Genomic DNA, 25,358 nt, shown 5'->3' with positions numbered 1-25,358 from the left:
TGGGTTAGCCACGTAGTGGCGTAACCCATCGTTGCGAGATTATGGGTGTCGGTGCGCTCAACGGAGCGCCGCCCGCCCCACCCTACGAGTGGCTGTGTTCAGAGATCGCCCATCACCCGGCCAGCAAAGCCGAACACCCGGCGCTGGCCAGCGAGGTCGACCAATTCAACTTGCCGTGATTGTCCCGGTTCGAAACGCACCGCGGTGCCGGCCGGAATATTCAGGCGCATGCCACGCGTGGCGGCGCGATCAAATGCCAACGCGTCATTGGTTTCGAAAAAGTGAAAGTGCGAGCCAACCTGAATCGGTCGATCGCCGCTATTGGCCACCGTCAGGGCCAGGGTGCGACGGCCAACATTGAGCTCGATATCGCCGTCTTGGATCTGGTATTCGCCGGGAATCATTGCGCTAGTGCTCCAGCATCAATTGCATAAAAGTGAGATCGAGCCAACGGTCGAACTTACGGCCGACTTGCGGCATCTGTCCGGTGGTGACGAAACCGAGGCGCTCGTGCAGGCGGATTGAGGCGCTGTTGCCGCTTTCAATGGCGGCAACCATGACGTGCAGGCGAGCCTGTTGGGCGCGCTCGATCAGCGCCTGCATCAGCAGCGGGCCCAGGCCCTGACCGCGTTGGTCGCTGCGCACATACACCGAATGCTCAACGGTATGGCGAAAGCCCTCGATAGCGCGCCAGGTGCCATAGCTGGCGTAGCCAACCACGCTGCCTGCGTCATCATGGGCGACCAAGACCGGGAAGCCGGCAGCCGTGCGCTCGGCCAGCCAAGTCTGGCGGTTGGCCAGGTCAACTTGGGTCTCATTCCAGATGGCCGTGGTGTGCTCGACCGCGTCGTTGTAGATGGCGAGGATGGCGGGCAGGTCGGCTTGGGTAGCATCAATAATAGGCATGCTGATTACGCAATGGGCTGGTGGACGGTAACCAGCTTGGTGCCATCCGGGAAGGTGGCTTCAACCTGAATGTCCGGGATCATTTCCGGGATGCCTTCCATCACCTGATCGCGGGTCAGCAGGGTGGTGCCGTAGTGCATCAGGTCGGCCACGGTCTGGCCGTCGCGGGCGCCTTCCAGCAGGGCCGCAGAGATGTAGGCCATGGCCTCCGGGTAGTTGAGTTTCACCCCGCGTGCCAGGCGGCGTTCGGCCACTAACCCGGCGGTGAAAATCAGCAGTTTGTCTTTCTCTCTCGGTGTAAGGTCCATCGTTTTGCTCCGTTCGTAGGGAGGATGTCGTTTTTCACATCCACCTGTAGGTGGTGGACAACGCTGCGCGGTTGCCCACCCTACGTGCTCCAAATTCGTGGGGGGACGGCAGTGCGACCTAGCAACTCAGGGCGCAGTAGGCGCCAAAGATCGATCAACCAGGCGCGCGCTTGCAGCGCTTCGCTGGCCAGGCAGCGAGCGACCAACAGGCCGGGTAGTTGAGTCAGGTCGCCGCGCACTGGGTTGGGCAGCTCTCGACAGCTTTCAAGCAATTCGTTGTCGATTTCGCCGGTGATAAGCAATGTGGCGAATACCGGCTTACCGTCCAAGCCTATGGGCGACTCGAGCAGGCCATCGCCGCCGATGACGCGCTGGCGTTCGTGCCAAAGTAATTGGCCGTCGCGGCGAATATTTAGCTGCGCTTGAAAGTGCCCAGCGTCGAAACGCTCACCACTGGCCGGGCGACCGAGGGCGATGATGTCCCAGTACAGCAGCTTGGCGTCGCCCTCCAAGTCGATCTCGGTAGTGAGTTCGGCTTGGGCCGCTGAGTAGATGATGGTTTCCTGCGGCAGCCATTCCAAGGTGGCCCCGGCGGCCACGCGCAGGTTGAGCTGTTGGTAAGCAGGGCCGGCGGCGCGGTACCACTTGGCGGCGCCTGGGCTGGTCAGCTGCGCCCAGGCGTTAGCGCCGACCGTGGCGCAAATATCCAAGCGATCGCCGCCGGCAATCCCGCCCGGCGGGTGGACGATAATGTGCTGGCATACGTCCGGCCCTTCTGCATACAGGTGCTTCTGTACCCGTAGTGGGCCTTTATGGCGGCGCAGGGTGGGCCGTGTTGCCGCACCGTCGTGACCGTAGGCCAGTTCCAGCTCGGCCTGCCAGTTGGGCGTGAATACAGAGGCAGGTGCGTTCATTCGGCCACCTTGCGCCGCTGCCGCCAGGCTTGGCCAGCGGACAAGAGGGTTAGCATGAGCAAACCGAGGGTGACCCAGAGCCACCATTGCAGGTGCATGCCGTAGTAAGGCGGCGCGTGCATAAAGCCGCTCAACCAGAACCCGGCTATCGCCAGTGCAAGCAGGCTGGCGCACAGGGCGCGGCCCCACGAACGGCAATAGGAGCCGGGGCGCAGCACGGCCAACAGCAGCAGGCATTCGGCTAGGATAATCGCGCAGAAGGTCAGCACGGTCTGCAGCGGGTAGGCGGGCTCAGTGCCGGGCGGCAGGTGGCGGAGCATCCAGTAGTCAGGCATAAAGCCGCCCCAGATGACCATGCTCAGGCCAGCTATTGCGGTGAGTGGTAGAAGCAGGTGGCGCCAGATCATTATTGGGTACTCGGGCCATAAGCGAAGCGCCGATTATGCGCAAAGTGCAGGCTCGGCGTCGCCATTCAGATCGCAACCAGTCCGCGCACACCATCGGCTTCCATGCTTTCGCCGCGACCTTGCTGGACAACTTCACCGCGGCTCATCACCAGGTACTGATCGGCCAGTTCGGCGGCAAAGTCATAGAACTGCTCAACCAGCAGGATGGCCATGTCGCCGCGTTCGGCGAGCTTCTTGATTACCACGCCGATCTCTTTGATCACCGACGGCTGAATACCTTCGGTGGGCTCATCGAGGATCAACAGACGCGGCTTGCTCGCCAGTGCACGGCCAATCGCCAGCTGTTGCTGTTGCCCGCCGGAGAGGTCGCCGCCACGGCGCTGCTTCATCTCGCGCAGTACCGGGAACAGTTCGTAGATAAATTCCGGCACTACCTTGGCGTCGCTGCCAGGGAAGCGTGACAGGCCCATCAGTAGATTCTCTTCCACGGTCAGGCGGCCGAAAATCTCGCGGCCCTGGGGAACGTAGGCGATGCCCGCATGCACGCGCTGGTGTGGTTTGAGCGCAGTAATCGGCTGGCCTTCCCATTGCACCGCGCCTTCTTTGGCCGGGATCAGACCCATCAGGCATTTCAGCAAGGTGGTTTTACCCACGCCGTTGCGCCCGAGCAGGCAGGTGACTTCGCCGACCTTAGCCTCGAATGACAGGCCGCGGAGGATATGACTGCCGCCGTAATATTGGTGGAGCTGTTGGACTTGCAGCATGGTTGTGTCCTTGTTTCTGCGTAGGATGGATGGGGGCGCGTAGCTGGCGCTTTATCCATTCACCGTGCGCTGTCTTTGGTTGATGAAAACAGCGTCATCCACCCTACTGATGCGACGTAGGGTGGATGGCCAAAGGTTTACCGGCCGAGATAAACCTCAATCACCCGTTCATCGTTCTGCACCTGCTCCAGCGAACCTTCGGCCAGCACGCTGCCCTGGTGCAGCACGGTGACGTGGTCGGCGATGGAGCCAACGAAGCCCATGTCGTGCTCGACCACCATCAGCGAATGCTTGCGCGCCAGAGACTTGAACAGCTCGGCGGTGAACTCGGTTTCCGCGTCGGTCATGCCCGCCACCGGTTCGTCCAATAGCAACAGTTGTGGGTCTTGCACCAACAGCATGCCAATTTCCAGAAACTGCTTCTGTCCGTGGGAAAGCAAGCCGGCCGGGCGTTGGCGTGAGTTGTCGAGCTTGATCGTCTGCAGCACCTCATCGATGCGGTCTTGCTGCTCGCCGCTCAGTTTGGCGCGCAGGCTGGCCCACACTGACTTGTTGGTTTTCTGCGCCAATTCAAGGTTTTCGAACACGCTGAGTGCCTCGAACACCGTGGGCTTCTGGAACTTGCGGCCGATGCCGGATTGAGCAATGGCCACTTCGCTCATCTGGGTCAGATCGAGGGTTTCACCGAAGTAGGCCACGCCATTGTCGGGGCGGGTTTTACCGGTGATCACGTCCATCATGGTGGTCTTGCCAGCGCCGTTAGGGCCGATGATGCAGCGCAATTCACCGACGCCGATATATAGGGTCAGGTTGCTCAGCGCCTTGAAGCCATCGAAGCTGACGTTGATCTCTTCCAGGGTCAGGATGGTGCCGTGGCGAGTGTTCAGGCCCTTGTTGGCCAGGCTGCTGGCGCCAATAGCGTCGCGGCCGCTACCGGCGGCGTCGAAGGCTGGCTCAAGCATCAAGTCGGGTGTCGGAGTCGCGCGCATTATTGCTCTCCTTTCTTGCGCAGAAGGCCGATCACGCCTTTGGGCAGAAACAGGGTGACGACGATGAACAGAAAGCCCAGGGCGAACAGCCAGTATTCAGGGAAGGCCACGGTGAACCAGCTCTTCATGCCATTGACCAGGCCGGCGCCGAGCAGTGGGCCGATCAGCGTGCCGCGTCCGCCCAAAGCCACCCACACCGCGGCCTCGATGGAGTTGGTTGGCGACATTTCGCTGGGGTTGATGATGCCCACCTGCGGCACATACAGCGCGCCAGCCAGGCCGCATAGCACCGCGCTCAAGACCCAGATAAACAGCTTGTAGCCGCGCGGGTCGTAGCCGCAGAACATCAGGCGGTTTTCCGCGTCGCGCAGCGCCGTCAGCACCCGGCCGAATTTGCTCCGTGCCAGCCGCCAGCCGAGATAGAGACTGGCCACCAGCAGCAGTACGGTGGCGAGGAACAGCACCGCGCGGGTGTGGGTTGCGGTGATATCGAAGCCGAGAATCGTCTTGAAGTTGGTAAAGCCGTTATTGCCGCCAAAACCGGTTTCGTTGCGAAAGAACAGCAGCATGCCGGCGAACGTTAGCGCCTGGGTCATGATCGAGAAGTACACGCCCTTGATCCGTGAATTGAAGGCGAAATAACCAAACACCAACGCCAGCAAGCCGGGGGCCAGTACCACCAGGCACAGCGCCCAGAGGAAGTTGTCGGTGCCGGTCCAGTACCAAGGCAACTCGGTCCAGGCGAGGAAGCTCATAAAGGCCGGCAAACCATCGCCGGCCGCTTCGCGCATCAGGTACATGCCCATGGCGTAACCGCCGAGGGCGAAGAACAGACCGTGGCCGAGGGACAGCAGGCCGGCGTAACCCCAGACCAGATCGAGCGCCAAGGCGACGATGCAGTAGCAGAGGATTTTGCCGACTAGGGTCAGGCTGTAAGCGGAGATATGCAGGGCGTTGTCTGCGGGCAGCAGGTGCAGCACCGGCATGGCCAGCAGCACCAGCAACACCAGTAAGCCGATGGAAATTGACGCCTGCGGGCCAAGCTTGGCGCTGGCGCGGGCCAGCAGGGTTTGATTGAGTGGCATAGTCATCAGTCGATCACCCGTCCCTTGAGTGCGAAGAGGCCTTGCGGACGTTTCTGGATAAACAGAATGATCAGCGCGAGGATCAGAATTTTGCCGAGTACGGCGCCGATCTGCGGTTCGAGAATCTTGTTGGCGATGCCCAGACCAAAGGCGGCCATGACGCTACCGGCCAGTTGGCCGACGCCGCCGAGTACCACCACCAGGAAGGAGTCGATGATGTAGCTCTGGCCGAGGTCCGGGCCGACGTTGCCGATCTGGCTCAGGGCCACGCCGCCGAGGCCGGCGATGCCGGAGCCGAGGCCGAAAGCGAGCATGTCCACCCGCCCGGTCGGCACGCCGCAGCAGGCGGCCATGTTGCGGTTCTGGGTGACGGCACGGACGTTGAGGCCCAGGCGGGTCTTGTTCAGCAGTAGCCAGGTGAGCAGCACCACAAACAGGGCGAAGCCGATGATCACAATGCGGTTATACGGCAGCACCAGATTGGGCAGCACTTGGATGCCACCGGACAGCCAGTAAGGGTTGGCTACTTCGACGTTTTGCGCGCCGAACATCACCCGCACCAACTGGATCAGGATCAGGCTGATGCCCCAGGTGGCCAGCAGGGTTTCCAGCGGACGACCGTAGAGGTGGCGGATCACCGTGCGCTCCAGCGCCATGCCGATGGCCGCAGTGACGAAGAATGCCACCGGTAGCGCCACCAGCGGATAGAGCGCCAGGGCTTCCGGGGCGAAACGCTGGAACAGCACCTGCACCATGTAGGTGGAGTAGGCGCCGAGCATGAGCATTTCGCCGTGGGCCATGTTGATCACCCCGAGCAGGCCGAAGGTGATGGCCAGGCCCAGCGCGGCGAGCAGCAAAATCGAACCGAGTGACAGGCCGCTGAACGCCTGACCGAGCAGCTCGCCGACCAGCAGTTTACGTTTGACCTGCGCCAGGCTGGTCTCGGCCGCGGTGCGCACGCTGGGGTCGCTCTCGACGTCGGGATCCAGCAGGGTTTCCAGGCGAGTGCGCGCCAGCGGCTCGCCGGTTTCACCGAGCAGGCGCACAGCAGCCAAACGCACAGTTGGGTCGCTATCGACCAGCTGCAGGTTGGCCAGCGCCAGGGTCAGCGCGTCGCGTACCGCGTCATCGGCTTCGCGGGCCACGCTGGCTTCGAGTAACGCTAATTGCGCTGGCTTGGCGCGCTTCTGTAATTCCTGCGCGGCGGCCAGACGCAGCGCCGGGTCGTCGGATAGCAACTGGTGGCTGGCCATGGCGGTGCTGATCAAACCGCGCATGCGGTTATTCAGGCGCAGTTTGCGGGTCTGCCCAGTGGGGGCGGCATCACCTTCGACGGCGCGGTAGCTGCCGTCGTGTTCAATAAATGCCTGTTTGCTGCTGTCTGCGGCCACGCGGCCTTGTTGCAGCGCTTCGAGCAACGCTAAGCGCGCGCTGTCAGGGTTGGCCGACCACTGTTGCAGCAGGCTGGCCTGCTTGGCGGGGTTGGCAGCGGCAAAATCATTGGCGTCACCTGCTTGCGCAGCCATAGGCAGCAGCAACAGCAGGCTGAATAGAATTCGGCTAAAAGCAGTGGGCATTGCGGCAGTCCTTTGGAAATACCACCGGCAGCAGTGCTGCCGGCGATAAGCCGTGACCCGGACTCAGGCCGGGCTTGGCGTGCCCGGATAGGGGCCGGGTTTAGCGGGTGCTTAGTTCGATTTGACCGCGTAATCCGGCTTCTTGTCGTTGCCTTCGATGTAAGGGCTCCACGGCTGGGCGCGCAGCGGGCCTTCGGTCTGCCAGACGACTTCGAACTGCCCGTCTTCCTGTACTTCGCCGATCATCACCGGCTTGTGCAGGTGGTGGTTGGTTTTGTCCATGGTCAGGGTGTAACCGCTTGGCGCGGCGAAGGTCTGGCCGGCGAGGGCGTCACGCACCTTGTCGACGTCGGTGCTGCCGGCTTTCTCGACCGCTTGTGCCCACATGTTGATGCCCACGTAGGTGGCTTCCATCGGGTCGTTGGTCACGGCTTTGTCGGCGCCTGGCAGGTTCTTGGCCTTGGCGTAGGCCTTCCACTTGTTGACGAACTCGGTGTTGACCGGGTTCTCCACCGACTGGAAGTAGTTCCAAGCCGCCAGTTGGCCGACCAGCGGCTTGGTGTCGATGCCGCGCAGTTCTTCTTCGCCGACCGAGAAGGCCACCACCGGGATGTCGGTGGCTTCGATGCCCTGGTTAGCCAGCTCTTTGTAGAACGGCACGTTAGAGTCACCGTTAACCGTGGAGATCACCGCGGTTTTGCCGCCGGCGGAGAACTTCTTGATGTTGGCGACGATGGTTTGGTAATCGCTGTGACCGAACGGGGTGTAGACCTCTTCGATGTCTTTCTCGGCGACGCCTTTGCTGACCAGGAAGCTGCGCAGGATTTTGTTGGTGGTGCGCGGGTAGACGTAGTCGGTGCCGAGCAGGAAGTAGCGCTTGGCGGCGCCGCCGTCTTCGCTCATCAGGTACTCGACCGCCGGGATGGCTTGCTGGTTTGGCGCCGCACCGGTGTAGAAGACGTTAGGCGACATCTCTTCGCCTTCGTACTGCACGGGGTAAAACAGCAGGCCGTTGAGCTCTTCAAATACCGGCAATACTGATTTGCGCGACACGCTGGTCCAGCAGCCGAACACCACATCGACCTTGTCCTGGGTCAGCAGTTGACGGCCTTTCTCGGCGAACAGCGGCCAGTTGGAGGCGGGATCAACCACAACGGCTTCAAGCTGCTTGCCGTTAACGCCGCCCTTGGCGTTGATTTCGTCGATGGTCATCAACGCCATGTCTTTCAGCGAGGTTTCCGAAATGGCCATGGTGCCGGACAGCGAGTGCAGGATGCCGACCTTGATCGTCTCGGCGGCCTGCACGGTCCAGGTCATGCCCATGGCGGCGATAGAGGCGGAAAGGGTTAGGGCCTTGATCAGATTGCGACGTTGCATGGTGCGATCTCCATTCACAAAGATACTTTGTTAACTGCTGATTTGGGCTTATTGGTCTTGGCAGTGAAGCAACGGGGCATAAGCTGCACCCGGAAACGTCGACAGCGCTGCGCTGTCCCCGACAGGACTAGAGCAATTGCTGTGCCTGTTTGCGTAAGGCCAGGCAGATCGCGCCCGGCAACACGCGCGGATAGGCCCTGAGGTGCGCTATGGCCTGGGGAATGTCGTGGTTAACGGGCAGCCGCAGGTGTTGCGCCCCCCGGCTGTGCAGCCGGGGGGCGGTGTGATGGTTGTCGGTGTGGTTGCACCATGCAGGTGCGAAGGGCGTGTTGTGGTGCGTGGGTGTGTGCTGTGCTGGGGCGTGAAGGCTGAGTGTCAGCTGATCAGGTAGTTTTTTACCCCGGTAAAGATGATTTGCGCGGCCAGGGCGCAAACGAACAGGCCCATCAGGCGGCTGACGATCTGCAGGCCCTGATCGCCGAGCAAGCGCTCGAACTGGTTGGACATATAAAGCACCACGCCCACGGTGAAGCTGGCCAGGGCGATGCCTAGCACGGCCACGGCCTTGTCGCTCCAGTCCGGTTGGCTGGCACCCATCAGTAGTAGGGCGCCGATGGTGCCGGGGCCGACGGTCAACGGGATGGTCAACGGCACGATAGTCACGTCTTGCTGCACGTTATCGGTCTGTACGGCCGACTTACCCTGGGCCATGCCCAGCGCCGAGATAAACAGCACGCTGCCCGCACCGATGCGGAAGGCATCAATGGTGATGCCGAACAGGGTGAAGATGTGTTTACCGAACAGGTACAGCAGCACGCTGGCGATCAATACGCCAAGCGCGACCTTCCAGGCCAGGCGCTTACGCTCTTTGACCGTGTAGCCACGGCTCAAGCCAATAAAGCACGACAGCACGAAGAAGGGGCTGTAGAGCACCAACAGTTTCAAATACAGGCTGAATAGCGCGGACGCCATGACTAGGACTCGTCTCGATCAATAAGGGGAGGCAGGGTACGAGTGTAGAGGCCGCCGGGCAATCCCGGTGACCCTATCAGGATGGCAAGGCGGCGCGCTTGAGGCGGATTTCCCGCTCGGCCACCCAGTGCTCAATCAGTTCACGCAGTTGCGACATTTCCACCGGTTTGGACATGTGCCCGTCCATGCCGACCTGGCGCGCGCGTTCTTTGTGCTCATTGAGAATGTGCGCGGTGAGTGCCACCACTGGGGTGCGCGGGCGCTGCTCGGCAGCTTCCCAGTGGCGCAGCTGCTCGGTGGCGGAGAAGCCATCGAGCACTGGCATTTCGCAATCCATCAGCACCAAGTCATATTGCTGTGCTTTCATCGCGCTGAGTGCTTCTTCACCGTTGCTGGCGGTATCGGGCTGCAGGTTGAGCTTGCCGAGCATGCCGCGAATGACCTTGGTGGAGATGGTGTTGTCTTCGGCCACCAGAATGCGGAAGTCACTGGGCACATGCAGCGCTGTGCTCACCGTGACTGGGGTGAACATCGGCGAGTCGCCTTTGCCACGCTGCGCCAACTCATCGGCCAGGGTGGTTTTCAGGGTGTAGCCGGCCACCGGCTTGGCCAGGATGCGTTTGATTCCGGCGTTGCGCGCGATGATCTTGCTCGGTGCCTGGCTGATGCCGGTGAGCATGATCAGCAGGATGTCGTGGTTGATGTTGGCGTCTTCTTTGATGCGCGCCGCCAGCTGCATGCCGGTCATGCCGGGCATGTCTTGGTCCAGCAGCACGGCATCGAAGTACTCGCGCAGGTGCGCCTTAGTGCGCAGCAGGGCCATGGCTTCTTTGCCCGACGGTACGGCGCTGACCTGCATGCCCCAGGCGCTGCATTGTTGCACCAGGACCTTGCGGCAGGTGTCGTTGTCATCCACCACCAGCAGGCGTGCGCCTTGCAGCGAGGCGTCGATGTCCGCAGTGGGCAGTTCCAGGCGCGCGGCATCCAGCGGCAGGGTCAGCCACAGGGTTGAGCCTCGGCCGTTGCCGCCCTGGATACCAAACTCGCCGTCCATCAGGCGCACCAGCTGGCGCGCGATGATCAGGCCAAGACGACCGCCTAGCTTGGTCGCCGCGAGGAAGTCTTTACTGTGTAGCTCGGCATTCAGCAGCGCGTCGCGTTCGCTGGCGTCCAGTGGCTTGCCGCTGTCTTGCACGGCAATCCGCAGGCGCGCTGCGCCAGCATTGTTGTCGAGTGCTACCACCAGCAAAATTTCGCCTTCATCGGTCTGCTTGAAGGCGTTGTCCAGCAAGCTCAGCAGGGCTTGGCGCAGGCGTGTGGGATCGCCGCTGATCACCCTAGGCACTTGCGGCTGGATAAAGCTGATCAGCTCAACCTTCTGTTGCTCGGCTTTGGCGCGGAAGATGTCCAGGCAATCCTCAATCAGCGCGTTGAGGTCGAACTGCACGTCATCCAGCTCGATCTGCCCGGATTCAAGCTTGGAGATGTCGAGGATTTCGTTGATCAAGGTCAGCAGCTCATTGCCCGAGCTGTGGATGGTTTGCACATAGTCGCGCTGCTTAGCGGACAGTGGCGTGCCAAGCAACAGTTCAGTCATGCCCAGCACACCATTCATCGGGGTGCGAATTTCGTGGCTAATCTTAGCGAGAAATTCGGCTTTAGCTTTTAGTTCGGCAGTGCTGGCGGCGAGGGCGCTACTGGTGCTGAAGTGTTCCTGCATGATCCGCCGCTGCCGTTCGCTGGCGGCCATGCTGAGCATAAAGCCGCTGACTATGGTCGTGGCCAGCAGGCCGTAGGCGATCGATTCGCTCTGCACTGACCAGTAGCCGAAGAAAATCGGCAGGGCACAGATGAACGCCGCGCAGAACACCAGCGCTGCCAGGCTGAACAAGCGTGCCGGTTGGTAACCATGCCGCCAGTGGGTCAGCGAGACCAGCAGGATAGTCAAACCAGCAACCGCGTTGAGCAGGTAGACCAGTTGGTTGTACTGCAGATTGGTAGCCACCAGCAGTACCACGCAGGCGATGCCGATTAGCACCACTTCCCCGGCGAGCAGATAATTCAGCGGGGTGTTGAGGCAGACCTTATGGAAGAAGCTGGCGGTAAAGCACAGTGCGCAAAGCGCAACCAGCAACATCGATAGGTTGACGATCTGCGGCTGCAAACTTTGCAACTCACCCAGCCAGGGCGTGCTGATGCCCAGCAGGCTGAGCACCACGATCACTTGGCAGGTTTGCATGGCAGCCAACCACAGGCTGCTGGCGGCGCGGATGTACGCATAGCGTACAAGGTTATAAGCCACCAACATGCCCAGACAACCGAGCAACAAACCGAAAAGCAACGGGCGATTATCATCGGCCGCCATGGCTTGAGCGCTTTGCAGGGTAATGCTGGGGCGCAATGCTTGTTCCGACGTTAGGCGCAGGTAGATATCCAGCGCTTGCTCGGATTTTGGCAGCGGTAAAAGAAAGTCGCGGCTGGCCAAGGGTCTGCTGGAGAGCGGCAGGTTACTACCGGTGTGTTCCTGCGCGATGAGCTCATCGTTTTGCAGCACGTAGAGATCAAGGTAGGCCAGGTAAGGCGCAAATATACGCAGCATCTGCGCATCGGTATCAGCGGGCAGACGGTAATGCAGCCACAGCGCGCTATTGCCGCCGGGGGTGTAGAGCTGGGTGAGGTCGCTGGGGCGGAACTGCGCGCTGCGCTCGGGGCTGCGCACGTCATTAAGTTGTAACTCAGCGCTCGGGTCGCTAAGGCTTGACCAAGATGCCTGCGCACTTGCTTGCGCTGCCGCTGCAGTGAGGGCCATCAGCAAGGAGCTGAGTAGCAGGTAGGTGGCAATCCTCAGCCGGCGCACAGTGAATTCCCTTCAATATTAAGTGGACGGATTATAGCCAAGCTGTTCGTCCGGGTAATATGACAATGGTGGCCAATTAGCCACCATTGTCGTCTTTACCGTTACTTTTCTTCGTGTTCGCGGGCAATCGCGCGGTAACCGATATCGTTGCGGTAGAAGCTACCGCTCCAGCTGATCTTTTCGGCCAAGCGGTAGGCCTGTTGCTGGGCCTCCTCAACCGTGCGGCCGATAGCGGTGGCACACAGCACGCGCCCGCCGGCAGTGACAATCTGACCGTCCTTGAGCGCGGTACCGGCGTGGAAGACTTTACCGTCCAGTTGCGCGGCATCCTCGAGGCCTTCGATTACATCGCCTTTGGCGTAATCGGCTGGGTAACCGCCAGCGGCGATGACCACGCCCACGGTTGGGCGCGGGTCCCAGGTGGCTTCGACCTTGTCCAGTGCCTTGGCCAGTGCGGCTTCGACTAGCAGCACCAGTGACGACTCCAGGCGCACCATGATCGGTTGGGTTTCCGGGTCGCCGAAACGGCAATTGAATTCAATCACCTTCGGCTGGCCGGCTTTGTCGATCATCAGCCCGGCGTAGAGGAAGCCGGTGTAGACGTTGCCTTCGCTGGCCATGCCGCGCACGGTTGGGTAGATGACTTCGTCCATCACGCGCTGGTGGATCTCGGCAGTCACTACCGGTGCCGGTGAGTAGGCGCCCATGCCGCCGGTGTTCGGGCCGCTGTCGCCGTCGCCGACGCGTTTATGGTCCTGGCTGGTGGCCATTGGCAGCACGTTGGCGCCATCGACCATGACGATAAAGCTGGCTTCTTCGCCGTCGAGGAATTCTTCGATGACTACGCGTGAACCGGCTTCGCCAAAGGCATTGCCGGCGAGCATGTCGCGCACGGCGTCTTCAGCTTCCTGCAGGGTCATGGCGACGATCACGCCTTTACCGGCGGCCAGGCCATCGGCCTTGATCACGATCGGCGCGCCGACCTTTTGCAGGTAAGCCAGAGCCGGTTCGACTTCGGTGAAGTTCTGGTAATCGGCAGTCGGAATCGCGTGACGGGCGAGGAAGTCTTTGGTGAAGGCCTTGGAACCTTCCAGCTGCGCGGCGGCAGCGGTGGGGCCGAAGATATCCAGTTTGCGCGTGCGGAACAGGTCAACCACACCGGCCACCAGCGGCGCTTCCGGGCCGACTATGGTCAGCTGCGCATTCTGCTCGGCGAAGTCGGCTAGCGCCTGGATATCCAGCACGTCGATGGCGACGTTCTCGCATTTGGCTTCAGTGGCTGTGCCGGCGTTGCCTGGGGCAACGAAGATTTTAGTGACGCGCTTGTCTTGCGCCACTTTCCAGGCCAGGGCGTGTTCACGACCGCCGCTGCCGATGATCAATACGTTCATGTCTCTCTCCCAATGGAGGCGGGCCTTGGGCCCGTTCGGCGGATAGAAAAAGCGCTATCCACCCTACAAATATCGAGGTCGTGATCGGGCTGGTAGATGCAAGGCGCCTGGTGCTTCTTCCTGCGGAGTTGCCTACTGGCAATGAGCATTGAGGAAGGACCAGGCAACGCCGCAGATGCCTGTCCGAGTGCGGCCGTTTTTAATGCCTGAAATGGCGCATGCCGGTGAACACCATGGCAATCCCGGCTTCGTCTGCCGCGGCGATGACTTCTGCATCGCGCATCGAACCACCCGGCTGGATCACCGCGGTGACGCCATTGGCTGCGGCGTTATCCAAACCATCGCGGAACGGGAAGAAGGCGTCGGACGCCATCACCGAACCCGCCACTTGCAGGCCAGCATGCTCGGCTTTGATTGCAGCAATGCGCGCGGAGTTGACGCGGCTCATCTGACCGGCGCCGACACCGATGGTCTGACGGCCTTTGGCGTAGACGATGGCATTGGATTTGACGAACTTGGCCACTTTCCAGGCGAAGATCAGGTCGTGTACTTCCTGCTCGCTCGGCGCGCGCTGGGTGACGATCTTCAGGTCGTCGGCGGTGATCATGCCGATATCGCGGCTCTGTACCAGCAGGCCGCCATTAACGCGTTTGAAGTCCCAGCCTGGGCTGCGCTCAGCCGACCATTCGCCGCACTCGAGCAGGCGCACATTGGCTTTGGCGGCGATTACGGCGCGGGCTTCGACGCTGATTTTCGGCGCGATGATCACTTCGACAAACTGGCGCTCAACGATGGCCTGGGCAGTGGCGCCGTCCAGCTCGCGGTTGAAGGCGATGATGCCGCCGAAGGCCGACTCGGTGTCAGTGGCGTAGGCCCGCTCGTAGGCCTGGCGGATACCGCCTTCGCTGTCCAGCGCTACGGCCACGCCGCACGGGTTGGCGTGTTTGACGATGACGCAGGCCGGTTTGACGAAGCTCTTCACGCATTCCAGCGCGGCGTCGGTGTCGGCCACGTTGTTGAACGACAGCTCTTTGCCCTGCAGCTGCACGGCGGTTGCCACGCAGGCCTCGTCGGCATGCTCGACGTAGAACGCCGCTTTTTGGTGCGGGTTCTCGCCGTAGCGCATGTCTTGCGCTTTGATGAACTGGGTATTGAAGGTACGTGGGAACAGGTTGCGCTCGGCAGTCGACAGCGTGTCGCGGCTCTGCTCGATAGTGCCCAAGTAGTTGGCGATCATGCCGTCGTAGGCGGCCGTGTGCTCGAAGGCTTTCAGGGCCAGGTCGAAGCGCTGGGCGTAGCTCAGGCCGCCGGCTTTCAGCGACTCGACGATGCCGGCGTAATCGACAGCGTTGACCACAATGGCCACGTCTTTATGGTTTTTCGCTGCGGAACGGACCATGGTCGGGCCGCCGATGTCGATGTTCTCGATGGCGTCGGCGAGGTCGCAGCCAGGTTTGGCCACGGTGGCGGCGAACGGGTAGAGGTTGACTGCAACCAGGTCGATCGGCTTGATGCCGTGCTCGTCCATGACGGCGCCGTCGAGGGCGCGACGACCGAGAATGCCGCCGTGAATTTTCGGGTGCAGGGTCTTGACGCGACCGTCCATCATTTCCGGGAAGCCGGTGTAGTCGGCCACTTCCACGGCTTGCACGCCGTTGTCCTTGAGCAGTTTGTAGGTGCCGCCGGTGGACAGGATCTCCACATTGAGGGCGACGAGCTCACGGGCAAACTCAAGGATGCCGGTCTTGTCGGAAACGCTGATCAAGGCACGGCGAACGGGGAGGCGGGTGGTCTGGTCGGTCATTTCAGAGTCCATCAGGGCGGAAGTATCAGCAAAAAGGGCGGCTCATGTGGGCCGCCCTTTTCGGGAGTTGGGGGTTAGAGCAGGTCGTATTGCTTGAGCTTCTTACGCAGGGTGCCGCGATTCAGGCCGAGGAGTTCGGAAGCCTTGGTCTGGTTGCCCTTGACGTAATTCATCACGGTTTCCAGCAGCGGCGCCTCCACTTCGGTCAGCACCAGGTTGTAGACGTCACAGACGTCAGCGCCCTCAAGATGGGCGAAGTAGTTCTGCAGAGCTTTCTCAACACTGCCGCGCAAGGTTTGCCCCTCTTCACTCGGCGTATTGAGGTGCTGCTTCAAACTACTGTTTTCACTCGCAGGAGCCATGTCACTTCCTAAAGTCTCAGTCAACATCGTCATGCGGCCACCCCTTCTCCATTGTTATACCGTTCGCTGAGGAACTCGCGAACGTTGGCGCACTGCGCGTCCGTACTGTCCAGACGATTGAATTGGGCGCGAAACTCCTTGGCGCCCGGCAAGGTTGCGAGATACCAGCTGACATGCTTGCGGGCAATACGCACACCCATTACGTCGCCGTAGAAGGCATGCAGTGCAGCCAGGTGTTCAAGCAGAATGCGTTCCACCTCACACAAGCTGGGTGCCGGGAGGTGTTCACCGGTGCGCAGGTAGTGCTCGATCTCACGAAATATCCACGGCCGACCTTGCGCCGCGCGGCCAATCAGCAGGCCGTCCGCGCCGGTGGCACTCAGCACGGCCTTAGCCTTCTCGGGTGAATCAATATCACCATTGGCCAGCACCGGGATCGACACCGCCTGCTTGATCGCGGCAATGGTGTCGTATTCAGCGTCGCCCATGTACAGGTCGGCGCGGGTGCGGCCATGCACAGCCAGCGCAACAATGCCGGCGTCTTCGGCGATTCTCGCTACGCTGACGCCGTTCTTGTTCTCACGGTCCCAGCCGGTGCGGATTTTCAGGGTCACCGGCACATCGACGGCAGCGACCACCGCCTGAACAATCTCGCGAACCAATGCTTCATCTTTCAAGAGGGCGGAGCCGGCAGCCTTGTTGCAGACTTTCTTGGCCGGACAGCCCATGTTGATGTCGATAATCTGTGCGCCCAGTTCGACGTTCTTGCGGGCCGCCTCGGCGAGCATCTGCGGATCACCTCCGGCGATCTGCACCGAGCGTGGCTCGGGATCACCGTTATGCATCATGCGCAGGCTCGACTTGCGGGTATGCCACAGGCGCATGTCGCTGGTGACCATTTCCGATACCACCAAGCCGGCACCCATGCGCTTGCACAGCTGGCGAAACGGCTGATCCGTGACGCCCGCCATAGGGGCGAGGATCAACGAGTTTGGCAATGTATAAGGGCCGATGCGTAGCGCCGACATAGGGCTTCCCTGCTCAAGAGACGTGCTGTTGAGACCAATAGGAGAGTGCGAAAAAGGGTGGGCATGATACCCGCTCTGGATGACCGGAGAAAGGCTGTTTTGAACAAATTATGAACAGCTCTGGGCTTATCGCGATGGGTTTGGTCGTGGCGGATCCTCAACCAATCTGCTTGATCTTGGCTATTCCGGTGAGTGGAAGCTCAGGCTGTAATTCACCGCCTGGGTGCCTGGGTCGAGAATGTCCAGGGAGATGTGGATCGGCGTTTGCGGCGGCATTTCGGCGTTGCCGGCCAGCTCGCCGGCGAGGTATTCGCTGGGTTTGAAGCGGCGGCTGGCAAGCAGCTGGCCGTTGATATCAGCGAAGCGCATTTCCAGCAGCGGGAAGGGTTGCGAGAAGGGCGCGCGGTTGTAAAGGATGGCGTCGACCACCAGTGCGCCGCTGAACTCCGGATGGCTGCGCACCACCAGGTTGCTGCTCTTGATTTGGCTGATGTCGACCTTAGACGGCAGCTGGCAGCCGACTGCCGGGCACAGTTGCTCAAACCAGGGGCGGTACTGATCCTGGCGAGCCAGCTCATTGAAGTGATACGCCGTGTATTGCCCGGCCAGCGCGACTGCGCCCAGCAGATTCAGCAGGCCCCAGCCTATCCAGCGACCCCAGGGTTTTTGCGGCGGTTGCCAGTCCAGCTCTAGCGGCTCGTCGTCCAGCTCGAACAGATGCTCGTCGCGCAGTCCTGGCTCGTTGCGCTCGGGTTTTTTCGGCATGGCTGCGCGCGGCGCGTGTTCGAGCGGGGCATCAGTTAGCGCGCTAAAAGACTCGCGTTCGGCGTGCAGCTCAATGTGTTCGATTTCGGGCGCAGGGTCGTGGCTGTGACTGGCGGAAAGGTTGTCATCGGTTGCGCTGATCGACTCGACTGGCGGCGGTGTCAAGGGTTGCGGCTTCACGGGCAGGCTCGCGGCTGACGTGTTCAGTTCATTTTGCAGCAGCGCTTCGGCCCAGCGTTCGTCGTGTGGGTCGTGCTCTATGGCCGGCGGGGTGAGAAAGCTCTCGGCGTATTTAGGGGCGTCATCAATCGCTAGAAACTGCTTGGACAGCTGCTGCTCCTGGGCTTCTAACTTGGCCAACTCCTCGTCGAGATCAAGGCTGTCGAGGTCCAGATCATCATGAATCCATAGGGTATCGTTGGCTTTGTTGCTGGCAGGCGCTGCGTTGCTGGGCACTGCCTGATGGACTGCAGGCTGCGCAGGCGCTGGGTTAGGCTGTGGCGCGGGTGCTGGCGTCGGCACCGCCGGGCTGGCAGCCAGTTGCTGGCCCTGTTCGCGCAGCTGTTGCGCGGCGTTGAACACATGCAGGCAGGCTCCGCAGCGCACGGCCCCGTGCGCGGCACCCAGCTGCGTGAGGCTCACGCGAAAGCTGGTGCGGCAATGGGGGCACTGGGTGACGAAGCTCTGGGTCATGCGGCAATCCGAATAAACAAGGCGGTTAGTCTAGCGCAAGCGCTCGGCAATGCAGCGGTGCCTAGCGGCGCACGCCGCTGATGCGGACCCAGCCATCTTTGTCGGCTGTTGGGTCGAGGTCAAAAGAGTCGGCATAGGCAGCGCGCACTTCTTCGGCCTGTTCGGCGAGGATACCTGACAGCGCCAGGCGGCCACCGGCTTTAACCAGGCGGGTGATCTGCGGCGCGAGTGCCACCAGCGGGCCGGCGAGGATGTTGGCCACCACTACGTCTGCGGGGTCTTGTGGCATGTCCTCGGGCAGGTAGAGCGGGAAACGCGCCGGTTCGATGCCGTTGCGCCCGGCATTGTCACGTGAGGCTTCGATAGCCTGAATGTCGATATCGGTGCCGACCGCCTGTGGCGCGCCGAGCAGCAGGGCAGCAATGGCGAGGATGCCCGAGCCGCAGCCGAAGTCGATCACGCTGCAATCGTGCAGGTTTTGCCCATCTAGCCACTCAAGGCACAGGGCTGTAGTGGGGTGGGTGCCGGTGCCGAAGGCCAGGCCTGGGTCGAGCAGCAGATTAACCGCGTCGGGTTCGGGGGCGGCATGCCAGCTCGGTACAATCCACAAGCGCTGGCCGAAGCGCATTGGCTGGAACCCGTCCATCCAGCTGCGTTCCCAATCCTGATCAGCAATGACTTCGGCGAGGTGCTCCGGCAACTCGGCGCCGGTCAGCAGCTGCAAATGGGCAAAAACTGCGTGGGCGTCGGTATCGGCTTCGAACAGGGCCAGCAGGTGGGTGTGCGACCACAGGGGTGTGGTGCCCAGATCTGGCTCGAAAATTGGCTGGTCTTCGGCGTCCATAAAGGTCACCGATACGGCGCCCACTTCCAGTAGCGCGTCTTCGTAGGTTTCTGCCTGCTCTGGGGTGATGGCGAGACGGACTTGTAACCAGGGCATGGGAAACCTCGTGAGCGTTGTGGCGGAATGGCGCAAATTGGCGCGCAGCTTACTTGAAGGGGTGGTGCGGCTGCCACCGCCTAGCTACTGGAAACAACAAGGGCCGCCTAATGGCAGCCCTTGTTTAGCATTTCAGTAGCGCTGACAGGCAGCGGTTCTTAATGCTTATCCATACCCAGTTTTTTCTCTAGGTAGTGAATATTCACGCCGCCTTGGCAGAAGCCCTTGTCACGTACCAGCATGCGGTGCAGCGGTACGTTGGTCTTGATGCCGTCAACCACGATCTCGTCTAGGGCATTGCGCATGCGCGCCATGGCTTCTTCGCGGGTGGCGCCGTAGGTGATGATCTTGCCGATCAGCGAGTCGTAGTGCGGTGGAACGGTGTAGCCGCTGTACAAGTGCGAATCCACGCGCACGCCATTGCCGCCAGGGGCATGGAAGTGCTTGACCTTGCCGGGGCAGGGCATGAAGTTGTCCGGATCTTCGGCGTTGATCCGGCACTCCAGCGAGTGGCCACGAATGACTACGTCACTCTGCTTGAACGAGAGTTTGTTGCCAGCGGCGATGCTGAGCATCTCCTTGACGATATCGATGCCGGTAACCATCTCTGATACCGGATGCTCAACCTGCACGCGAGTGTTCATCTCGATAAAGTAGAAATTACCGTTTTCGTAAAGGAACTCGAAGGTACCAGCACCGCGATAGCCGATCTCGATGCAGGCATCGACGCAGCGTTGCAGTACTTCCGCACGGGCTTTCTCATCGATGCCTGGGGCTGGCGCTTCTTCCAGAACCTTCTGGTGGCGGCGCTGCAGTGAGCAGTCACGATCACCTAGGTGAATGGCGTTGCCCTGGCCGTCGGAAAGCACCTGGACTTCCACGTGACGTGGATTGCCAAGGAACTTCTCCAGATAAACCATTGGGTTGCCGAATACCGAACCGGCTTCGCTGCGCGTCAGCTTGGCCGATTTGATCAGGTCTTCTTCTTTGTACACCACACGCATGCCGCGACCACCGCCGCCGCCGGCGGCCTTGATGATCACCGGGTAACCGACTTCGCGGGCAATCTGTAGGGCGGTTTCCTCGTCTTCCGGCAGTGGGCCGTCGGAGCCGGGTACCACGGGGACGCCGGCCTTGATCATGGCGTGCTTGGCGGAAACCTTGTCGCCCATCAGGCGGATGGTTTCAGCGGTCGGGCCGACAAAGGCAAAGCCGGAGTTTTCCACCTGTTCGGCGAAGTCGGCGTTTTCTGCGAGGAAGCCGTAGCCGGGGTGAATAGCCGTGGCGCCGGTCACTTCAGCCGCGGCGATAATCGCTGGGATCTGCAAGTAAGACAGTGCGCCAGAGGCCGGGCCAATGCACACCGACTCGTCGGCCAGGCCCAGGTGCATCAATTCACGGTCGGCGGTGGAGTGCACCGCGACGGTCTTAATGCCCAGCTCTTTACAGGCGCGCACGATGCGCAAGGCGATCTCGCCGCGGTTGGCGATCAGAACTTTTTCCAACATCGCTGGCTCTCCTCGGTTCAAACGATGGTGAACAGAGGCTGGTCGTATTCCACCGGCTGGCCGTTTTCGCCCAGGATGGATTCGATCACGCCGCTAGTTTCAGCCTCGATGTGGTTCATCATTTTCATCGCTTCAACGATGCACAGAATGTCGCCTTTCTTCACGCTTTGGCCGACTTCGACAAAGTTGCCCGAGGTCGGGCCAGAGGCGCGGTAGAAGGTGCCGACCATCGGCGAACGTACCACAGTGCCGTTCAGCTTGGCGGCCACTGGAGTAGCGGCTTCAGCGGCTACGGGTGCTGCAGCCGGAGCGGCTGGGGCAGGCGCCGGGGCGTACATCGGTTGCTGCATGAAGGCGGGTTGTTTGCTGTGGCGACTGATGCGCACGGATTCTTCGCCTTCGCGAATTTCCAGCTCGTCGATGCCGGATTCTTCCAGCAGCTCGATCAGTTTTTTGACTTTACGAATATCCATAGTGGTTTAACTCCCGGTGAGGTCAGGGGCGCTTAAGTTCAAGTTGTTCGAGTGCAGCCTCCAGGGCCAGCCGATAACCACTGGCGCCAAGGCCGCAGATCACCCCTACAGCAACATCGGAAAAGTAGGAGTGATGGCGGAAAGCTTCGCGTTTGTGCACGTTAGACAAATGCACTTCGATGAATGGGATGCTCACTGCCAGCAATGCGTCACGTAATGCGACGCTGGTGTGAGTAAAAGCGGCCGGATTGATCAAGATAAAGTCGACACCTTCGCCCTGGGCGGCGTGGATGCGCTCAATCAATTCGTATTCGGCATTGCTCTGCAGGTACAGCAGATGGTGGCCGGCCTCGCGGGCACGGCGCTCGAGATCAAGATTGATCTGCTCTAGAGTCACTGCGCCATAAACCCCCGGCTCGCGGGTGCCGAGCAAGTTGAGGTTGGGGCCGTGCAATACCAGTAAGGTCGCCATGATCCTTAATCCTTGTTTTTCTACTGCGCAGGACTATGCCGCGACAGCGTCGGGCTGTCTAGTTCTCTGCAATAGTCGACACGATGAGTGCATATTGCGGCAGATGTGTGACTGCAGGTGCTAAAAACGTTCGCGCGCTGTGCTCAGGCGCGCTGCGAAGGTTTTGGCATCCACTTCCCCTACGACGCGCAGGTCGCGCCATTCGCCCCCCTTGCCATCGAACAGCAGAATCGCCGGTGGGCCAAACAGCTGGTAACGGTCGAGCAGGGCGCGCTGCGCGGGGTTACTGTCGGTGATGTCGAAGCGCACCAGCTGATAGTCGCCCAGTTGTCGGCCAACTTCGGGCGCGGTCAGCACCTCGCGCTCAATGACTTTGCAGCTGATGCACCAGTCGGCGTACCAGTCGAGTAGCAGTGGTTTGCCATCGCTTTTGGCAGCGAGCAAGGCGGCATCCAGCTCAGTGGGTGTGCTGATTGTTTGCCATTGGCCGGATTGCACTTGGGTGGCCTCGGCGCTGCTTACCATGCGCCCGAGTGGGCGCAATGGGTCGTCTTGGCCTTGCAATGCGCCGACCCAGGCGACTAGGGCGTAGACCAGCAAGGGCAGGCCGAGTAGCTGTGCGAGTTTTTGGTGGTGGGTTTTTGGGGTCAGCTCCAGTACGCCAAGCCAAAGTGCGGTGCCAGCCGCCAGCAGGCCCCATAGCGCCAAACTGACCTGGCCGGGTAGGACGCGCTCTAGCAGCCAGATGGCCACTGCCATCAGCAAGGCGCCAAACAGGTTGCGCACCGTAATCATCCAGGTTCCGGATTTTGGCAGTAAGGCGCCGCCGCCGACGGCGAATAACACCAGCGGTGCGCCCATGCCCATGCCCAGGGCCAGCAGTTTGAGGCCGCCACCGAGGGCGTCGCCGCTGGCGCTGATATACAGCAGCGCGCCGGCCAGTGGCGCGGAGACGCAGGGTGAAACCAGCACGCTGGAAAGCACCCCCAGTGCCGCGGCGCTCAATATCGTACCGCCCTGCAGGCGTTGGCTTAAGCGCTGCAGTGGGTCGTCGAGGGCGGCTGGCAAGCGTAGTTCGAGAAAGCCCAGGCTGGCCGCGCCGAACAGTGCGAAGAAAATCGCAAAGGGCACCAGTACCCAGGGCGATTGCAGGCGCGCCTGCAAATTCAACTCAGCGCCGAACAGCCCCATCAGCGCGCCGAGGATGGCAAAGCTCAGGGCCATTGGCAGTACATAGGCCAACGACAGCACCAAGCTGCGTAGACCGCCAGGCTGGCCGCGCAGCACCACGCCGGTGAGAATCGGCAGCATTGGCAGCACGCAGGGGGTGAAGGTCAGTGCCAGGCCACCGAGGAAGAACAGCGCCAGATCGGTCCAGCTCCACGGCGTTGCCGCATCAGGGCTGGCACTGCTGGCAGCTGCGCCGCCGCCAATCGCCAAGACCTCGGTTTCCGGTGGGTAGCACAGGCCTTTGTCGGCGCAGCCCTGGTAGTTAACGCTGAGGTTGAAGGGGCGATTGTCCGGGTTGTCGACCGGCACCTCGACATCCAGCACCTCGTAGTACACCTCGACATCGCCAAAGAACTCATCGTGCTTGGCCTTACCGGTCGGCAGAATGGCTTGGCTCAGACGGATGTCGCTCGGCTCGTTGCTAAAACTGAAACGGTGCCGATACAGGTAATAGCCTTCTGCAGCGACAAAGCGCAATTTGACCGAGGTGCTGGAGCTGTCGATCAGGCTCAGCTTGAACGCCTCGCTTACCGGCAGGAAGTCGGCGCTGTTATTCAGCGGCGTGCCCAGTTGCGCCGGTGCGGGCGGCTTGTCGAACAGGCTGGCGCTGGCAGGCAGCACGACCAATAGCAGAAGCAGGCTGAGTAAACGGTGCATGGCAGACTCGTGATGCGGGAATCGCCGCATCATAACGGAGGCGGGTGACTCAGGGCACGATCAAGGCTGTAAGCGGTGTTGTCTGCCGGTTAAATGGCCGCGACAGATTGCCGCGTTAAACCCGGAATGCCTGCACCGCAGTGTGCAGTTGGCCGCCGAGTTGCAGCAGCTGCTCACCCTGATGGCGCCCCTCGCCAATGCGCTGCAGGTTGTCGCCGCCCAGCGTGTGGATGCGCTCGCTGTGCCCGCGAATATCGCTGACCGCGCCGTTTTGCTGCGCCGTGGCGGCGGCGATGCGTTCGGCCATGCTGGCGATGGTGCGGATCGCGACGACGATTTCATCCAGTGCGCCATCAGCCGCAGCGGCCTGGCTGGCGGTGGTTTCGGCGTGTTCGACCTGGGCACGCATGGCCTGTACCGATTTTAGAGCGGCTTGTTGCAGGCGGCCGATCAGTTCCTGAATCTGCGCCGTTGCGCCGCTGGTGCGTTGCGCCAGTGATCGCACCTCATCGGCTACCACGGCAAAACCGCGGCCCATCTCCCCGGCTCGTGCCGCCTCAATGGCGGCATTCAGCGCCAGCAGGTTGGTCTGTTCGGCGACGCTACGAATGACGGTCAGTACGTCGCCGATTGCTGTGGTTTCTTCGGCCAGGCGTTCGATGGCCTGAGCATTGCCTTGCACTTGCTCGACCAGTGCATGCAGGCCGGTCAGGCTATGGCCGATTACGTGCTGGCCGTGCTCTAGCGCGCGGTTGGCATCGTGACTGGCTGCAGCGGCTTGGCTGGCGTCGCCGGCCACTTGCTGAATGGTCGCTTGCAGTTCGCCGAGGGCATCGCGGATCTGTGCAGTGTCGCCGGCCTGGCGTTCGGCACCGCCGTGCAAGCCGCCGCTGAGGTCGGCCAGGGTGCGGCTGGAGCCCACCACCTGTTCGGCATGCTGGCGAATGGTGCCGACGAGATCGACTAAATAGACGCGCAGATGGTTCAGCGATGCCTCGATGTCGCGTAATTCCTGGGTGCGTGAATCCAGCTGAATGTCTGCTGCGAAATCACCCTGGGCCCAGGTCGACAGGGCAGGCGCCAGATGGCTGAGTACCCGGGTCAGGCGGCGCTGCAGGGTGTCAATAATCAAGGCAATCAGCAGGATCAGGCCAATCATCAGGCCGAGGATCAACTGCACTTCGCCTTGGATACGCCCGTGTTCGGCGCGTACCCGTGGCTCCAGGGCCGCGAGTGCCTGCTGCACCTGGTCGACCTGAATGCGGGTGCTGCTGGCCAGCGCGGTGCGCTGCACGATCAGGTCGCGGGTGCGTTGCAGTTCGCCTGGGTAGCGCTTGAGTAGGCTGTCCAGGTCACGTTTAAGGGCGATGCCGCGATCTTCGGCCTGGTTGCTTTCGTTGCTTGCGTCTAGCCCTAGCAGGTCGGCAAAGGTGGTGTTGGATGATGGGTTGGCGTCGGTCACGCCGAGTAGCGGCAGGTCGCTGAGTGCCTGCGCCTGTTTGCCCAGGGCTGCCAGCTCACGTTCGACCTCACTGGCCAGTTCGCTGCGGCCGCTGCGCACCAGCTTGTCGCGGGCATGGGCCAAGCGCGTGAGGTGGCGGGCGGCACTGAGCAGCGGGCCGCGATAAAGGGCAGCGGCTTTGGTTTCGCCATTGTCGGCGTACTGCGCCAGCTGCTCTAGCGCCGCATCCATTTCACGTTCAGCCTGCAACAGCAGGCCTTGTTGGTCGGCAGAGAGCTTGCCGGCGGCCAGCAGCTGGCTGGCGCTGAACGCCTTGAGTTCGGTGAAGCTAGTGCGCAGGTTGGTCGCCAGTTCAGAAGGCAGCTCGGCAGTGGCCTGTTCGAGGTTATCCAGCGCTTGCAATGCTGCGTTGTGGCG

At 61.4% G+C, this 25,358-nt stretch carries 23 protein-coding genes; all 23 read right to left on the bottom strand.

The annotated features are described in order from the left end of the window. Positions 1-98: 98 nt before the first annotated feature. Positions 99-404, bottom strand: a complete 306-nt coding sequence (locus BMZ32_RS04790; RefSeq protein ID WP_090240181.1) for an urease subunit beta — start codon at positions 402-404, stop codon at positions 99-101. A 4-nt stretch (positions 405-408) separates the two neighbouring features. Beyond that, positions 409-906 (bottom strand): GNAT family N-acetyltransferase, encoded by a 498-nt coding sequence (locus BMZ32_RS04785; RefSeq protein WP_279626724.1) that lies wholly within the window; start codon positions 904-906, stop codon positions 409-411. Positions 907-911: 5 nt separating this feature from the next. After that, positions 912-1,214 carry an urease subunit gamma gene (locus tag BMZ32_RS04780; protein WP_090240177.1) on the bottom strand — a complete coding sequence of 101 codons (303 nt, stop codon included), beginning with the start codon at positions 1,212-1,214 and terminating at the stop codon, positions 912-914. 80 nt (positions 1,215-1,294) lie between these two features. Next, a complete protein-coding gene (locus tag BMZ32_RS04775) occupies positions 1,295-2,128 on the bottom strand; it encodes an urease accessory protein UreD (RefSeq protein WP_090240176.1) in 834 nt (277 codons plus the stop codon). Beyond that, the gene (locus tag BMZ32_RS04770) at positions 2,125-2,535 is read right to left on the bottom strand and encodes a hypothetical protein (RefSeq protein WP_090240174.1); all 411 of its coding nucleotides are present in this window, start codon (positions 2,533-2,535) and stop codon (positions 2,125-2,127) included. The genes BMZ32_RS04775 and BMZ32_RS04770 overlap by 4 nt, the downstream gene beginning before the upstream one ends. 65 nt (positions 2,536-2,600) lie before the next feature. Next, entirely contained in the window at positions 2,601-3,299 is a 699-nt protein-coding gene (gene urtE / locus BMZ32_RS04765; protein WP_090240172.1) for an urea ABC transporter ATP-binding subunit UrtE, read from the bottom strand. A gap of 137 nt (positions 3,300-3,436) precedes the next feature. Then, on the bottom strand, positions 3,437-4,288 hold the full coding sequence (gene urtD, locus BMZ32_RS04760; RefSeq protein ID WP_090240171.1) for an urea ABC transporter ATP-binding protein UrtD: 852 nt from the start codon (positions 4,286-4,288) through the stop codon (positions 3,437-3,439). Then, a complete protein-coding gene (gene urtC, locus BMZ32_RS04755; protein ID WP_090240169.1) occupies positions 4,288-5,379 on the bottom strand; it encodes an urea ABC transporter permease subunit UrtC in 1,092 nt (363 codons plus the stop codon). Before urtC ends, urtD begins: the two co-directional genes overlap by 1 nt. Further along, a complete protein-coding gene (urtB, locus tag BMZ32_RS04750; protein WP_090240168.1) occupies positions 5,379-6,950 on the bottom strand; it encodes an urea ABC transporter permease subunit UrtB in 1,572 nt (523 codons plus the stop codon). Before urtB ends, urtC begins: the two co-directional genes overlap by 1 nt. A gap of 111 nt (positions 6,951-7,061) precedes the next feature. After that, positions 7,062-8,327: an urea ABC transporter substrate-binding protein gene (urtA, locus tag BMZ32_RS04745; protein WP_090240166.1), complete on the bottom strand. Its 1,266-nt coding sequence runs from the start codon at positions 8,325-8,327 to the stop codon at positions 7,062-7,064. A gap of 375 nt (positions 8,328-8,702) precedes the next feature. Further along, complete coding sequence (locus BMZ32_RS04740) at positions 8,703-9,299, bottom strand: MarC family protein (protein ID WP_090240164.1); 597 nt, start codon at positions 9,297-9,299, stop codon at positions 8,703-8,705. A gap of 76 nt (positions 9,300-9,375) precedes the next feature. Next, the gene (locus BMZ32_RS04735) at positions 9,376-12,156 is read right to left on the bottom strand and encodes a hybrid sensor histidine kinase/response regulator (RefSeq protein WP_244153916.1); all 2,781 of its coding nucleotides are present in this window, start codon (positions 12,154-12,156) and stop codon (positions 9,376-9,378) included. A 101-nt stretch (positions 12,157-12,257) separates the two neighbouring features. After that, the gene (gene purD, locus BMZ32_RS04730; RefSeq protein WP_090240163.1) at positions 12,258-13,547 is read right to left on the bottom strand and encodes a phosphoribosylamine--glycine ligase; all 1,290 of its coding nucleotides are present in this window, start codon (positions 13,545-13,547) and stop codon (positions 12,258-12,260) included. A gap of 199 nt (positions 13,548-13,746) precedes the next feature. Next, a complete protein-coding gene (gene purH / locus BMZ32_RS04725; RefSeq protein ID WP_090241548.1) occupies positions 13,747-15,351 on the bottom strand; it encodes a bifunctional phosphoribosylaminoimidazolecarboxamide formyltransferase/IMP cyclohydrolase in 1,605 nt (534 codons plus the stop codon). A 74-nt stretch (positions 15,352-15,425) separates the two neighbouring features. Next, positions 15,426-15,746, bottom strand: coding sequence for a DNA-binding transcriptional regulator Fis (fis, locus tag BMZ32_RS04720; RefSeq protein ID WP_090240161.1), 321 nt, complete (start codon positions 15,744-15,746; stop codon positions 15,426-15,428). Next, positions 15,743-16,741 carry a tRNA dihydrouridine synthase DusB gene (gene dusB, locus BMZ32_RS04715; protein ID WP_090240159.1) on the bottom strand — a complete coding sequence of 333 codons (999 nt, stop codon included), beginning with the start codon at positions 16,739-16,741 and terminating at the stop codon, positions 15,743-15,745. The genes fis and dusB overlap by 4 nt, the downstream gene beginning before the upstream one ends. Positions 16,742-16,921: 180 nt before the next feature. After that, on the bottom strand, positions 16,922-18,199 hold the full coding sequence (locus BMZ32_RS04710; RefSeq protein ID WP_090240158.1) for a DUF3426 domain-containing protein: 1,278 nt from the start codon (positions 18,197-18,199) through the stop codon (positions 16,922-16,924). A gap of 61 nt (positions 18,200-18,260) precedes the next feature. After that, positions 18,261-19,139 carry a 50S ribosomal protein L11 methyltransferase gene (gene prmA / locus BMZ32_RS04705; protein WP_090240156.1) on the bottom strand — a complete coding sequence of 293 codons (879 nt, stop codon included), beginning with the start codon at positions 19,137-19,139 and terminating at the stop codon, positions 18,261-18,263. Between the two features lie 158 nt (positions 19,140-19,297). After that, positions 19,298-20,647 (bottom strand): acetyl-CoA carboxylase biotin carboxylase subunit, encoded by a 1,350-nt coding sequence (gene accC, locus BMZ32_RS04700; protein WP_090240155.1) that lies wholly within the window; start codon positions 20,645-20,647, stop codon positions 19,298-19,300. 17 nt (positions 20,648-20,664) lie between these two features. Next, complete coding sequence (gene accB / locus BMZ32_RS04695; protein WP_090240153.1) at positions 20,665-21,120, bottom strand: acetyl-CoA carboxylase biotin carboxyl carrier protein; 456 nt, start codon at positions 21,118-21,120, stop codon at positions 20,665-20,667. A 22-nt stretch (positions 21,121-21,142) separates the two neighbouring features. Further along, positions 21,143-21,592: a type II 3-dehydroquinate dehydratase gene (aroQ, locus tag BMZ32_RS04690; protein ID WP_090240152.1), complete on the bottom strand. Its 450-nt coding sequence runs from the start codon at positions 21,590-21,592 to the stop codon at positions 21,143-21,145. Between the two features lie 120 nt (positions 21,593-21,712). Next, positions 21,713-23,479 (bottom strand): protein-disulfide reductase DsbD, encoded by a 1,767-nt coding sequence (locus BMZ32_RS04685; RefSeq protein WP_090240150.1) that lies wholly within the window; start codon positions 23,477-23,479, stop codon positions 21,713-21,715. Between the two features lie 115 nt (positions 23,480-23,594). Beyond that, complete coding sequence (locus BMZ32_RS19745) at positions 23,595-24,638, bottom strand: methyl-accepting chemotaxis protein (RefSeq protein ID WP_425272862.1); 1,044 nt, start codon at positions 24,636-24,638, stop codon at positions 23,595-23,597. Positions 24,639-25,358 lie beyond the last annotated feature (720 nt).

Origin of the sequence: Pseudomonas guineae (assembly GCF_900113745.1) — a bacterium.
Classification (GTDB): domain Bacteria; phylum Pseudomonadota; class Gammaproteobacteria; order Pseudomonadales; family Pseudomonadaceae; genus Aquipseudomonas; species Aquipseudomonas guineae.
Note: the sequence above shows the minus strand (reverse complement) of the source record. Positions and strands in the feature narration are given on the sequence as shown.